The sequence below is a fragment of the Pseudoalteromonas sp. SG41-2 genome (assembly GCF_014164535.1).
GTDB lineage: Bacteria > Pseudomonadota > Gammaproteobacteria > Enterobacterales > Alteromonadaceae > Pseudoalteromonas > Pseudoalteromonas rhizosphaerae.
This window is the reverse complement of record NZ_JACJFK010000021.1, coordinates 70,848-85,310: the sequence shown is the minus strand read 5'-3', so window position 1 is coordinate 85,310 and position 14,463 is coordinate 70,848. Positions and strand designations below refer to the sequence as shown.

The 14,463-nt window shown below is 40.8% G+C and carries 14 protein-coding genes; all 14 read right to left on the bottom strand.

Annotated elements, in window-relative coordinates:
- Positions 1-110: 110 nt before the first annotated feature.
- Complete coding sequence (locus tag H5186_RS16370) at positions 111-773, bottom strand: FlgO family outer membrane protein (protein ID WP_182794689.1); 663 nt, start codon at positions 771-773, stop codon at positions 111-113.
- A gap of 5 nt (positions 774-778) precedes the next feature.
- Positions 779-1,459, bottom strand: a complete 681-nt coding sequence (locus H5186_RS16365; RefSeq protein WP_182761007.1) for a FlgO family outer membrane protein — start codon at positions 1,457-1,459, stop codon at positions 779-781.
- A 12-nt stretch (positions 1,460-1,471) separates the two neighbouring features.
- Positions 1,472-2,065 (bottom strand): FlgO family outer membrane protein, encoded by a 594-nt coding sequence (locus H5186_RS16360; protein WP_145240937.1) that lies wholly within the window; start codon positions 2,063-2,065, stop codon positions 1,472-1,474.
- 51 nt (positions 2,066-2,116) lie between these two features.
- Positions 2,117-2,782, bottom strand: coding sequence for an SPOR domain-containing protein (locus H5186_RS16355; RefSeq protein WP_182739889.1), 666 nt, complete (start codon positions 2,780-2,782; stop codon positions 2,117-2,119).
- 10 nt (positions 2,783-2,792) lie between these two features.
- Positions 2,793-5,753 (bottom strand): hypothetical protein, encoded by a 2,961-nt coding sequence (locus H5186_RS16350; protein ID WP_220493257.1) that lies wholly within the window; start codon positions 5,751-5,753, stop codon positions 2,793-2,795.
- A gap of 6 nt (positions 5,754-5,759) precedes the next feature.
- Positions 5,760-6,572: a molecular chaperone gene (locus tag H5186_RS16345; protein ID WP_182794688.1), complete on the bottom strand. Its 813-nt coding sequence runs from the start codon at positions 6,570-6,572 to the stop codon at positions 5,760-5,762.
- An 8-nt stretch (positions 6,573-6,580) separates the two neighbouring features.
- Complete coding sequence (locus tag H5186_RS16340) at positions 6,581-7,048, bottom strand: DUF4402 domain-containing protein (RefSeq protein ID WP_182794687.1); 468 nt, start codon at positions 7,046-7,048, stop codon at positions 6,581-6,583.
- A 7-nt stretch (positions 7,049-7,055) separates the two neighbouring features.
- Positions 7,056-7,649, bottom strand: coding sequence for a DUF4402 domain-containing protein (locus H5186_RS16335; RefSeq protein ID WP_182739892.1), 594 nt, complete (start codon positions 7,647-7,649; stop codon positions 7,056-7,058).
- 120 nt (positions 7,650-7,769) lie between these two features.
- Complete coding sequence (locus H5186_RS16330; RefSeq protein WP_259398479.1) at positions 7,770-8,402, bottom strand: SPOR domain-containing protein; 633 nt, start codon at positions 8,400-8,402, stop codon at positions 7,770-7,772.
- A 122-nt stretch (positions 8,403-8,524) separates the two neighbouring features.
- A complete protein-coding gene (gene galU, locus H5186_RS16325; RefSeq protein ID WP_182739893.1) occupies positions 8,525-9,403 on the bottom strand; it encodes a UTP--glucose-1-phosphate uridylyltransferase GalU in 879 nt (292 codons plus the stop codon).
- A 35-nt stretch (positions 9,404-9,438) separates the two neighbouring features.
- Positions 9,439-10,290 (bottom strand): thymidylate synthase, encoded by an 852-nt coding sequence (locus tag H5186_RS16320; RefSeq protein WP_182718032.1) that lies wholly within the window; start codon positions 10,288-10,290, stop codon positions 9,439-9,441.
- Between the two features lie 14 nt (positions 10,291-10,304).
- On the bottom strand, positions 10,305-11,108 hold the full coding sequence (gene lgt, locus H5186_RS16315) for a prolipoprotein diacylglyceryl transferase (protein ID WP_149981669.1): 804 nt from the start codon (positions 11,106-11,108) through the stop codon (positions 10,305-10,307).
- 11 nt (positions 11,109-11,119) lie between these two features.
- A complete protein-coding gene (locus H5186_RS16310; RefSeq protein ID WP_182794686.1) occupies positions 11,120-11,929 on the bottom strand; it encodes a sulfite exporter TauE/SafE family protein in 810 nt (269 codons plus the stop codon).
- 244 nt (positions 11,930-12,173) lie between these two features.
- Positions 12,174-14,447: a phosphoenolpyruvate--protein phosphotransferase gene (gene ptsP / locus H5186_RS16305; RefSeq protein ID WP_182718031.1), complete on the bottom strand. Its 2,274-nt coding sequence runs from the start codon at positions 14,445-14,447 to the stop codon at positions 12,174-12,176.
- Positions 14,448-14,463: the final 16 nt, after the last annotated feature.

Genomic DNA, 14,463 nt, shown 5'->3' with positions numbered 1-14,463 from the left:
GCTGATAGCTGATAGCTGATAGCTGATAGCTGATAGCTGATAGCTGATAGCAAAATTATAACGGTTTATCCTATTTACAATCAAGCAGTTAAATGGATTTTATAACGATACTAGTTAATACTCGCGCGTTGTAGGTGAATATCGGCGTTGTTGAGTACGTAATAAGGCAGTATTTTGTTGCTACTGGCAACTACGCGTTTGCTGGTGATATCAATAATACGGGCATTTACTTCAACACCGTTGCTGCGGTAGATCAAGGTGCCTGATAACACATGGCTGGCGATGCGTTGATCCGCTAACTGCTCTATATCGCGTGAAAATACAAAGTCACCACGTGGGTTCATAGTTATTTGATCGGTGGTTTTAAAGTCAACAATACCATAACCAAATTTTTGCAGTTGATGAATAAAACTCTCTGATAACTGGTTGCCTAATTGGCTACTGTTATTAAGGCTGGCATCTAAATCTACAAATGAAGTAACGGCAATCGAGGTATCAAGCTCTGTTTGCATTGTGTCGACTAAGTCTAACGCCATTTGCTCTACATAATTAACCAGTGTTTTATGATGCTTGTTAGGAATAAACTGCGCACCACTATCTAATGGCTCGGCGTCGTTTAATTGTGCTTGTTGTAGTATTTGAGTAAGGTCATATCGGCTAGTCGTACTTTGTACAGGCTCAGCCGTATTATTGGTCATACTGCATGCGCTGAGAATGCTGATCATCCCCCCTACAGTTAATAACTTAGCGCTGTGGATTAGCTTACTCATCATCGGCCTCACTTACTCGCTTGTTTTAGCATTACGCCATCAGTGCGATAGCTGCTGTCGAGTGCATCAACAACGGATTGCGGAATAAACCCTTGTGCAGAGCCAACCACAGCCTTACTAGCTAAACCAATAATTCGGGCATTGACTAATACACCACCTTGGTGATTTACCATAGTGCCCGCCAGTACATAGTTAAAGTTTTGATCTTGGCTTAGCTCTAAATAATCGCGGCTAAATACAAAGTCGCCAGAGGGAGTAACACGCATGTAGTCGGTAGTTTTAAAGTCGATCACCGGTACACCAAAGCTGTGTAGCTCGTGCATAAAACTTTCGGCGATTTGATTACCTAACAATGTGCCGTCGTTGTAATCATCATCTAAAAAGATAAAGCTTGATACGGCCAGCGGCGTTTTGGTATTTACGTATTGTAAATTTTCAGCCATATCTTGCATTATGCCACGTACATAATGATTAATATTTTTACGTGTTGGGACTGTGACTTGGCTGCTATCGTTCATCACTGGAATATTGTTTTGATAAAATGTATTACTTTGCCCAGGAGCAGCAACCATTCTTTGATCACCCTCTAACTGCGCAGAGTTATCAGTTTGTGCTGTTTTGCCCGGTTCCATCATTTGCGCGCAACCAAAACCCAGTGGCAAACATAAAGTTAATATTAAGCGTTTCATGAGAGCTCCTAATTAGTATTCGCTGCGGTAAATATAACCGTCGCGCTGTTGTATTTTTTCATCGCCCCACATCACATTTATGGGGATCTCTGTACTGGCTGCAGATACAACGCGGCTATCTTGCGTATTTACCATACGGGCGTTAACTATATAGGCATGTTGTTGCCGTGTTAAGGTACCCGTGATAACAAAGTCAATATTCTGACGTTGGCGTAATTTGCTAATGTCGCGACTTAATATACCATCTGCGTTGCTGGCTAAATTAAGGTGTTTTTCAAGGCGATATTCAATAGTGTTATAGCCAAGTTGGGTAAACTGAGTAAGTAAGCTTTCTTGAATTTGCTGACTCAGCCCAGCGCCCTGCCCTTGTGCCAGCTCACTATCTAGCGCGTTGGCTAAGTAAAAGCTAGTAACGGCAATCCGTGCAGAGCTTTTAAACGGCCCTTGCACATGGCTCAATTGACTACTCAAGTCGCTCACATACTGATGCACAGTATAAGGTGCCATTGTTGCTTTTGGGGCATTGGTACTTGGTGCTGGCGGTTTTTCTTGCGTTAAACTACACGCAGTTAGACTCAGCAATAATAAACATAACAAAAGGCGCATAATTGCCATCCTCACTAAACATGGCAATAACAAAGCAAGTATTATGCCTATTTATAATTTTATTGGGTTATCGGTGTAGTGAGTCACCATGCAGTTGAGCTGTTGTAGCTTTAATTTATCACAATCAGCTTGGGCGTTTTTTTGATATTGGTATGCCCCGATTTTTAAGCGGTAATAAGTCATGCCTTTTACCTGAGCAGTTTCGACATTGGTGGTAAATTTATCTGACAATAAACTCGGTACTTTTTGTTGAATTGTTTGCCAGCTTGGAGCTAATTGCGATTGTTGAGTGACCGCAATAATTTGCAGCGCAAAAAGCGCGTTGTTAGTTATGTTTGACTGTGTTGCTATAGATTGCGCAGGCCTATCTAACGGTACTTGCTGTGATGCCAAGGCAGCAGATGAATGGCTCTTATTACCTGTGTTCTCGTCATCATTTGCTATCGCGGTTAACTGTGCTATCAATAAATTCAAATCACTTTCAATCAGTAATAATCGTTCAAGATCGGGTTTAATTGCTTGCCACTGTGCAGAGCTAGTTTGTAACTGTTGTAACTCTTGTTGCGTGATCTGTACATAGGTTTCATGATTAGTTTCAGCTGTGCTGCTGGTACTTTTTTGCGCGCTATCCGTCGTGCTGGTACAGCCAGATAATATAATTAAACTCATTATTAATACGGCTGATTGCATTACACTAAACGATTGTTTGATATTCATTGCTATTCCTTTAATGAAGTATTGTTCGTTGTTCGATATCACACTTCAATCTTTGTTTTATTAATGACTGACAAAGATCCGTAAATTCAGGCTGTACTTGCTTAGCGTATGCTAAGGCGAGTATGTACTTACTTTGCTGTTGATCATGAATATAAAACACGTCTTGCTGTTGTAATTTTAAGCGTGGGCTTATCAAACGTAAGTATGCCTTTAACATCATTAACGATGAGAAATTCCCCGCATTAACAATAGTCCCCGACACTTCTTCGAGTGATTTTAAAGTAAAATCAACCCCAACCAACACATCCCCTTTTGCTGATAAATCAACTGTTACTTGCTGGGTGTTTTTTAATGCTTTACGTTCTTTAAAGCTATCGTCAACCACAGCCCGATACTGCCCTGGCCGTAGGTCGGTAAACAAATAATAGCCATCATAAGCCGCTTGGGTGTTGGCAACTTCTTTATCGTTTTGATCTAACAAGGTTATTTTTGCATAAGGCTGCACATAAGTGTGATCGCCTTGCTGCTGATACACCACCCCTTCAATTTCGCTGGCGTTATTTAGCGGGTAATCCATGTATTCAATAAATCCTGCTCTTGGCGTGATTGAAAAGCCCTCATTGGCAGGCACAAAAAACGGATCGGGGAAGCTGTCTCTATCGAGCACAATATCTGTGGTGCGATTAGCTGGCATTGAGGTTAACAATGCAATGCCATTTTCATCGGTTATTGCTTGGCGATAATTTTGCAGCCCTTTTACTTTTATACCTGCAACACCTTGCTCGTCAGGATCCATAATGCCGTTGTTATTTTGATCTAAAAATACCCGTAACATTAATGTACCTGTCGTTGTTAAGCTTTGCTTAGACACAAAATAGTGATTGTTTTGTGTGTCATAACCAAGGCTGAATCGGCTATATACGCCAAGCTGCCAGTTATCTTCACTGTCGTAGTTTAGATTACTAGTGAGACTAAACTTATTGCTTTGCCAACTTAAGCCTAAATCAGCCGATTGAATATCATTAATACGAGAATCACGTAAGGTGACTTCTGCTTGCAGTTGACTGGTAATACTACGGTTAAACTCTGCCTCGTAGCTGGTGACTTCATTGATAGGAGATAATGTGTAATCAACACTAAAACGGCTATAAATACGACCCAAACGCCCTTGCAAACGTGTTGAGCCATACACTGATTCAACATTATTACTTTGTTGCCATTGTAATTGGTTGCTCAAAGCTAGGCCTGCAATCGCATAATTCAAACGGTTCTGTGCTTGCTTATAGATGCCTCGGTTATCTGATGTTTGATACAATAAATTGTTTTGGTAGTTTAGCCGCCCGTAACTGTTTTGCATCAACTCGCCTGCCATATCAAACTGATAGCTGTCGTATTTTTGTTTTAATTCATCGGTTCGATTCGTTGCGCTAAAAAGTAAAGATTGATCAGCAAATTGCGTGCGTGCTGTAAGTTCAAGCTCTTGTTCATGTTGATTATTTTTCTGGTAATCTAAGTTTAATAGCAGAGCGCTAGATAAGCTAAGGTTAGTCCCCAGTGACATGTGTTGTAGGTCGTCATGTGTTCTTTTTTGTGCCAATGCAGCGGTATATATCGAGAAGTCGTCTGTAATACCTTGCTCGTAGCGCCCTGCTATTTGCCAGCCCGTGCTGTCATTATTGAAGGCTGTATTGCCAAGCAATTTTTTACCCTGCTCAGAGACTGATAGTTCATAAAATCCTTCACCTTGTGCTAATTGGTTACTATCGATAAAATAATATTCGCTTTTTCGCTCGACCTGCCCTTGAGGACCATAAAAAATAAGCTCGAAGTTGTTCTCACCATAAAACAAATCAACATTATCAAAAATATAACGACCATCTGATAAGCTTAATTGCTGCGCAATCAATACGCCGTTACGATAAAGCTCAACGTCCCAGCCTAACTGAATCGGACCACTTAAATTAATACGGTTACTATCAAATTGTTGAGTCAGTCCGCGGTTTGAAAACTTAATACCACGACCATACTGACTGTTGTAACGGCTGCCAACTTGTGTGGCCGTTACATCACCAAACTCAACTTCACTGGCTGCTAACACTCCCAGTAATGAGCTTTGCGGGTCTTGCTTAGTAAATGTTAAACGCGAATCGCTGAGTAAATCGCCCTCGCGACCAGATAAAAAGTATTCGGCAGATAAATAAGCAAAGTCTTGTGCACCTAATAATGAGTAACTTGTTCTATTTTGATTTTTATCAGCACTGTAGTTTAATTGTAAATCAGCAACAGGTGATGAAAGCGCTTGATACGGGCTGGCTTTCCAAGGCAAGGTGGGCTTGGCATTACGATTCGAGGGGTTAAGCCTTCTACCATGGCGTTCTCGCTGTTGTTCAATTGGTAATAAGATGGCCGAACTTAACTCTATTTCTAAATCACCATAATCGACTGTAAATTGCAGCCCAAAAACCTCTTTTAACTGCGCCATTTCAATATACATGTCATCATCAATGCTAATATCAGCAGCCGTTAGTTCAAGCATACCTGCGTCAGTTATCAGTGTTGCAGGCAGGGTGCTGGCATCTAAAATGAAAGGCTGTTGATCTCGATACCAGCCTTGAGCAGAACGAGTTACAAGATCAACATCTATTCCAAATTGCAATATATCAGCTAGGCTACTAAGGCCAAGTTGAATACCCTGATCACTTTTTAAAGCGAACACTTCGCCTAAGTAGTAATCATTTAAAGACAACGAAAATAATAAAAACTCACCGCTTGCGATCCGCGGTTGGTTTGACGCAACAGGGCTGTTAACGCTAGGCTGAGAAGCTGTTGGTAAGTCGGTTAATTTAGCTTCAATCTTGCGAAGTGTTTTTAATGCATCATTCACAGTTACGTTATTAGTCGCGAATGCATTGTTACTAAGGCATAAACTTAGCCATAGTGTAATGCACTTTAGCCCTGTATTCTTGGTCATGAAGAGTTAAAGTTGCAGCATTTTTGGACTAATCGCTAAAGCATACTCGGCAAAATTTATGTCTTGATATTCATCTGCACCGATATATTTAAAAATAACAGTACCAGGCTTATCTAGGGTTTTATCACTAAATAAACTCAACATTACCTCGGCATTTTTTACATCCGAGTAAATACTTAAATTGCCAATTTCAGCGATAGCTTCCAGCTTAGCATTAGCATTTTGTTGATAAAACGCGGTTAATTTACCATAACTGCTAAAGTGAGTTTCACGATTGAGTTTTAATTTAAATTGTAGTCGTTGGTTGCCCTGGTTTTTAATCACTTGCGCTTGCTCAATGAGTACTTTTGGTACTTCAGCATGTTCACGAAGGATGACTGGAATACTGTAGCTCATGATCATATTAATTTTTATTGAACTCGTACTATTTGGGTTTTCATTTGGCAACGCCTGAAATAATAAATGCGAACGATATTCACCATCTGCTAACTGTTTTGGTTTTCGAATTGCAATTTTAACGGTTTGCTTTTCACCAGGCGCCAAACGCATTTGCTTTGGTGATAAGCGCGTCATCGGGCTTAAACTTGTCGCCGTCGGCTCAAGTAAGGTTACATACCCTCCGGTTGATGTGGATTGCTTTTCGCTCCACTGCACTCGGTAAGTTTTGTACTCGTGACTGGTGTTGATCACTGTGACCTTTGCAGTACGTTGACGCTCGTCAAAACTAATACGAGTAGGAGAAATAAGTAAATTCGCCATTACCGCCTGGCTAAAAAAACAAAAGCTTAAAAGCAGTATCACGGTTAATTTATTAAACATTTAAATCCTTAATAATCCACTGAAATTTCTAAGTTTGTGGTTGTTGAATAGTCGCCGTCAACATATTGTTTGCCGCTTGTATTTATTTCTAATTTACCACCAATAAATACATGCACTTCGCTAAACTCATCGCTTGTTGCGTCTTTAGGAAAGCCATTTAAGGTCACTCTAAAGTCGGCACTACTACTTCCTTTAGTATTGTGTTGCATAGTTGCAGGAGCCACTAAATTCATGGAAACTCGAGTGCCAGGGGGGATGTCAGTGAGTATCAGCTCAGCTGGGCGACCATCTTTAAGGATATAGATTTCGCCAGAGGTGCTAATCGAACCATCATCCTTGATAATTACAGAACCTATTTGATCACTTTTAAGAATAACTAAGGTGCCAAAATCAAGCGCTTGTTGCTCTATACTCGCGGCTCTTGTTGACTGTGAATACAGTATTGAAAGCATCGCAAATAACAACAAAAAACGCATGATTAAATTAATAAGCAACTTCTAATTGAAAAGTGCCTGTATACTCAGTATCTCGGTACGCTTCGCTAGAAATTGTTGATGCTGTAGAAAGAGTTGCACCAATATTAAACGATACACTGCCATCACCGTCAGCAGTTAAATTAGGCGTCACTGATGAATAATAAGCGTTTGCATTTGGACCGCTAGTGATAAAGTATGTCCAAGTACCAACCGTAAAGTTTGGCTCATTCAAACCTTGGCCATTAGAGCTCAGGGTTGTTGCTGTTGGGTTAGTAATTGATAAACGAGCATTTGGCACTACTTCCGATACTGTAAAAGATGCAGGCGAACCTTGCTCTATTATTGAAATAATCGCAGGTGCGTTATCAGTTCTAGACGATACAGGACTTGCTGTAGGCTCAGGGTTTATAACCAATGTAGCTTGGTTAACACCGTCTGGATCTGCAACCGCTCGAATTGTACCAAAATCTAAGTCATTTCCTTTGGTTAAAACGACAGTATTTTGCACTTTAACTTTCGCATCAAAGCTTTCGGTTGTTGCATAAGTCGCGAATGAGCTTGCTGTAACTGCTGCTGCCAGAAGAGTTAAAGATAATTTCATATTAAATCCTTATAAGTGATGGGACATTACCCTATGTTGCCCCTATCTTAGATATTATCGACACTCAGAACAATTACTTTAAGCTTAATTACTGAAAAATCAGAAAAATAGCTTATTTAATTACAAAGGCTGACCAACAAATGGGGCACTCAGGCATTTTTGGCCTAAATTTTGTGCTAATGAACAAAATAGATTGGCCTCGGTATAATTTTGAAATGGCCCAACTCGTAACCCATACAAGGTAACGCCTTTATTGTGACGCTCTGTCATTACAAAATCTAATTGGCTAAATGCCTGCGGATATTGTTGCTGCAACCTTGCTATTTGCGTTCTCACTCTTTGCGGTTTTAAATACAGCCCAAGTTGCGCGCCTGGCAGTGAGTTGCCATACAGTGGCAGAGGGCGGTTTTCGATAGTTTTTGAGGAGTTAGCAGTATCAGGGATCTGTATTTTTTCAGCATAATGAGCCACCGTAACATTATCTTCGCGAAGCACCGCTGGGTTTTCTGCAATATCAGTTTGAGAGGAAAGTGCCATTATTAATAGTTGCAAGTCTTCCTCCATCGCAGCTAAACGAGTAATACTCTCTTGTTGCGAGTGCCATTGCTGAACATACTCTTTGACTTGTTGATCAGAAATTAATGCAGGCTGCTGTTCCACCGGGTTAGCATTAATACTACTGCACCCACTAAGCCAGACAGTTGCTGTAACCAACACTGTGGTATACCAAGCTTGCTTTTTAAAACACATCATCTGTTAGCATCACAAAATAAATAATGCCATATTATAAGCAAAGTCAGTGCCAGTTTCAGGATTTTTAAGCAATAAAAAAGTGCCACTAAGGCACTTTTATAAGTTAGGCTCAATAAATGAGCTTAAACTAAGGTTTTAATAAAATCACTTAGCTCATCTTTAAATTCATCACGACGCAGTGCAAATTCAATAGTGGCTTTTAAATAGCCCAACTTACTACCGCAATCATGACTACGCCCTTTTATCGCATAAGCAGCAACAGATTCTTTTTCCATTAGCATCGCAATTGCATCTGTTAACTGAATTTCGTCGCCGGCGCCTGCGGGAGTTTTTGCAAGTAATGGCCAAATATTTTTACTTAGCACATAACGACCTACCACAGCCAAATTTGATGGTGCGCTATGCACAGGAGGTTTTTCAACCATATTAAGGATCGCTGCGCTTTGCCCTTGTTCAAGCTTTACGTCGCCTAAATCGACCACACCAAACTTATCAACATCCTGCATAGGCACAGGCTCAACCATTATTTGGCTCTCACCGTTTGTATTAAAGCGAGTAATCATTTCAGCTAAATTATCTTTTTTAAGATTACTTTCAACATCATCTATGATCACATCAGGTAAAATAACCACAAACGGTTCGTTACCAATAATTGGCGCTGCACAGTTGATTGCGTGCCCTAAGCCTTTTGCTTCACCTTGGCGAACGTGAATAATTGTCACATCTTTAGGGCAAATAGCTTGTACTTCAGCAAGTAACTGACGCTTTACCCGCTTCTCTAGCGTTGCTTCTAGCTCAAAACTGGTATCAAAATGGTTTTCAATCGAGTTTTTACTCGAGTGAGTCACTAATACAATTTCTTTAATACCCGCAGCAACCGCTTCATTAACTACATATTGAATCAAGGGTTTATCTACAACAGGTAACATCTCTTTTGGAATAGCTTTAGTAGCTGGCAACATACGGGTGCCAAGTCCTGCGACTGGGATCACTGCTTTCATTATTCTCTCCTTAAAACTATGATGCTTATTAATTGTTACACTGAAAACGGGTATTTAATTGCTTCATGGCATTGATAGCCATTTACCTCAAAGTCATCACGGGTGACCCACGTTTCGATATCTTCGAGTGATTTAATATTTGGATTAATCGTCAACGTCGGTGATGCAAATGGCTCACGCTGTAACTGCACATCACGCATTAATTCCAGTTGGTTCTCATAAATATGGGCATTAACGATTTTATGGTATGCCTTACCTGCTTTGTGGCCAGTGATCTGCGCGACCAGTGCAAGCAATACAAAACATTGAATTTGATTGAAATTCAAACCAAGTGGCACATCACAGCTGCGCTGATACGAGGTTAAATAAAGCGTATCGCCAAGAAGCGAAAAAGTATGCGTGTGCATACATGGGCGCAAACACCCTAACTCAAACTCACCCGGATTATAAAAAGTGATGATCTCGCCTCTGTCATCTACACCATTTTTAAGATTATCAATGACCTTTTTTAGCTGATCTAACGGTGTGCCATCAGGGCGTCGCCAATCACGAGCTTGTACGCCATATACACGGCCCATATCATCTTCACCTTTACGGTTCGGATTATTTAACCATGCTTGGTTTTCATTAGCGTTAGCATCCCAAGTCATACAACCTATGTCGCGAAATTGCGCAGCACTGCTATAACCACGTAAATAACCCAACAGCTCTGCGATGGCCGCTTTATAATAACTTTTACGGGTGGTGATCATTGGGAACTTGTTGTTCGCAACGTCGTATTCAAGCTCCGCATTAATGACTGTTAAACAACGCGTTCCTGTACGTTTATTCTCAACCCAGATACCTTCATCAACAATGCGCTGACATAACTCTAAATATTGTTTCATTATTCGCTTCTTTTTTATGCTTTACTGGCAACAGCAGGCTGTGGCTTTTTGTATGCCCATATTATCAAACCAAGACCAGCAATGACCATTGGCAATGACAATATTTGACCCATTGATATAAAATCAGCAAACAATCCTAGTTGTGCATCTGGTTCGCGCACATATTCAACGCAGAATCTAAATACCCCATAGCATAGTAAAAATAATCCGCCGACACTACCCGCTGGACGTGGCTTTTTAGTAAACACATACAAAATAATAAACAGCACGAAACCTTCTAAAAAGGCTTCATACAACTGTGAAGGATGACGCGCCAATGGCCCACCATTTGGGAATACCATAGCCCAAGGCACATCGGTAGTTCTGCCCCATAATTCGCCGTTAATAAAGTTACCAATACGTCCAGCTAAAAGACCAACCGGCACTAGCGGTGCAACAAAATCACCCACTGCAAGTAACTGTTTTTTACGTGTCCAGGCAAACACACAAATAGCGGTTATCACCCCTAAAGTGCCACCGTGGAAAGACATACCACCTTGATCGATTCTAAATAAATACAGTGGATTTTCTAAAAAGTAACTAAATTGATAAAACAGTACATAGCCAATCCGACCACCCAGAATAACCCCTAACATACCGTAGAACAGTAAATCACTGACCTCTTCTTTCGTCCAACCCGAGCCTGGTTTAGTTGCTTGCCTATTTGCCCACCACATCGCAAAAGCAAAACCAATTAAATACATTAAACCGTACCAACGTACGCTAAGAGGACCGACAGTGAAAATGATCGGATCGATCTCTGGAAATTCAAGAGCCATAAAATTAAACCTTAACTAAAAACCATTTGAAGCGCGATGATAATCAGTAACACCGCGAACACTTTTTTTATCGTTGAAACGGGTAAATAATGCGTTGCTTTGGCTCCTATTGGTGCCATAAACCACGAGGTTATTACTATACCTAATAATGCCGGTAAATACACAAAACCTGCAAAGCCATGTTGTAAATCGGTTACTTGCCAACCGGCGCTGATATATCCCACAGAGCCAAATAGCGCAATCACAATGCCACATGCTGCCGCGCAGCCTATGGCTTTTTTAATATCAACTGAAAAATAGTGCAGTAGCGGCACAATCAATGCGCCGCCACCAATACCAATCAAACCTGATAATCCGCCCATCACTGCGCTAATAGCGCCAATAACTGGGCCACTTGGCATAGGTTTGACCGCGACAGGCTTATTACGAGCAGACAACACCATACGAGCAGCAATAAACACCACACTAACAGCAAAAACGATGCGTAATAACTGTTCTGGAATTAAACTCGCGGCAAAACCACTGATCAGAGCACCAAGTCCAACGCCAGACATAACCCAAGGCGCAATTTCCCATGGCACATTTTGATTTTTATGGTGTGCTAATGCAGATGACGTTGAAGTGAATAAAATAGAGGCAAGCGAGGTAGCAATCGCAATAACCAGTACATGATCAACCGCAACAACATTAAAATGCACTAATAATGAACTCAGTACTGGCACAATAATTAATCCACCGCCAATGCCTAATAACCCAGCTAAAAAACCAACCACACAACCTAATAGCGCGCAGCTGATAATCAGGATAACTAAATCATGCATCGTACACTCTTATAAAATTGGATTTATTATATGCATATACTAATCGATTATATCGAATCTTTACAGCACTCGTTTTGGTAATACCAATCGTGTTAAGTTATTAGCCATTTATAGCGACAGATAAATAGAGTGATAACAAGGCATAAATTTCGACATGTAGTTGTTCTACTTGAGAAATTTATAACGCAGTTAGCGCTTTATTTGGCACGCTAGAATGGTTAAATATTTAAGTCGATTGGTATAACTAAGAAGCCTGATTTGGGGTATAAAATAATTCACCAAGTTGATGCTCAATCATAAAATTACGCGTTAACCTAAGTACTTGTTTTGCAGTAGATTGTGCTAAACACTCCGCCAGTAATGTTTCCATATCGCTGGCTTTTAAACGTCTTAATACCCATTTAACTTTACTTAATGATGAGTAGTTCATACTCAAGCGACGATACCCCATCGCAATCAGCAGTATTGCACCTTCAGGATCGCCACCTAATTCACCACATAAACTAAAGGACATCTCATATTGCTGACACTCTTTCGCAACTTTTTGCAGTACTCTTAATACCGCTGGATGATAGGGATTAAATAAATCAGCAACACGCGCATTCGAACGATCGACGGCAAGTAAGTATTGCGTCAAATCGTTACTACCTACAGAACAAAAATCTACTTTCTTAGACCATTCAGGGAGCATAAATACACTTGAAGGGACTTCTAACATTACGCCAATCTCTGGGCGTTCAATGGCTTGCTCTGGGTATTTTTCTTCCAGTTCAAAATAGGCTTGCTCTAACAATGCTAAAGATTCATCAACCTCTTCGGTACCGCTTATCATTGGCAGCATAATTTTTAAATTACCTAAACCAATGTTTGCTTTAACCATGGCTTTGAGCTGGTCTAAAAAGATCTCTGGGTGGTCCAATGTGACACGAATACCCCGCCAGCCTAAAAATGGGTTTTCTTCTGTAATATCAAAGTAATCAAGTGCTTTATCACCACCAATATCAAGCGTACGCATCACTACAGGTTCTGGATGATAACTGGCTAATACTTCGCGATACCAATTCTCTTGTTCTATTTGTGATGGAAACTGGCCTTTTTGCATAAACCAGGCTTCAGTTCGGTATAAGCCAACGCCATCACAGACTTTGGTGTTAGCTTTTTCAGTATTGAGTTCCAAACCAGCATTGAGCAACAAACTAATATGCTCGCCATCTAATGTCACTGCATCGCATTCTTGCTCAGCCACAAACTTGTCGTTTAATAGACTTTCTTGGTGCTGTAATTGTAAATATTCATCTTGTAGCATTTGCGAAGGCGAAATATATAATCGCCCTGCGTATGCATCTAAAATCATTGGTTTACCATCAAACTGCAATAGCGGTAAATCTTCAATACCCCAAATTGCAGGGATCCCCATAGCACGGGTTAAAATTGACGCATGACTATTTGCCGCACCGTTAACACTTACTACGCCAACTAAATGGCCTTTAGGCACTTCTGCAAGCATGGCTGGGGTTAAAGTATTAGCGATCAGTACTGTATCTTTAGGATAACTTTTTACGGCGTGTTCAGTATTGACGAGATGATGCAGTACGCGCAGGCCGATATCTTTAACATCAACCGCACGCTCTTTGATATAGGGATCCTGCATTGCATTGAATTGCGAGATCAATCGTTCGATCACAATTTTCAATGCACTTTTTGCACACCAGCCTTCTTGCAGTTGTGCTTCAACATTCTGCCCTAAACTTTTTGCATCCAGTAGTTGCTGATACACCTCAAACACTGCCAACGCTTCTTTAGGGATAGAATCGCTAAGAGTCATCGACAAGGTGTTAAATTCTTTGCGGGTTGCAGCAACAGCTTGAGTAAATAAGCGGCGTTGCTCAGTACAGTTATCGTCTTTTTTTAATTCTATCGATTTAAAGTCAAGTTTCGGCAGAATAACAAACGCCTGCCCTATCGCAATTCCTGGCGCGCTAGAAACCCCTTTTAGCACCGAGGTCTGATGAGAAAACTCATCTTGGCGTAGTACTTCTTTGATTTCTGCATGGGCTAATTGCGACGCTAGTTGCGCAGATAACGTAATTAAAAAGGACTCTTCATCTTGACTAAATACACGGGCAATTTTCTGTTGTACAACAATAACGCCCAGCACTTTTTTTTGATGAACTACAGGCACAGACAAAAATGCGTTGAAGCCTTCTTCATTCACTTCAGGAGAGAGTTTAAAACGCGGGTGAGACTTGGCAAAGGCAATATTAATAGGTTCTTCTCGTTGTGCTACTAAGCCAACTAAACCTTCGGTAAAACCGATTCTAAACTTACCCACGGCTGCGGGATTAAGCCCTCTGGTTGCCATTAATACAAAATTATCTTGACTGTAATCAGCAAAATAAATGGAGCAGCACTCAGTTTTCATGGCATCTTTCACCATTTCAACAAAACATGCTAGCGCACTATCCAAACTCGCTTGTTGCGAAACGGACTCTGCAATAGCTCTGAGTGTAGCCAGCATAATACTGCTCCTTTAT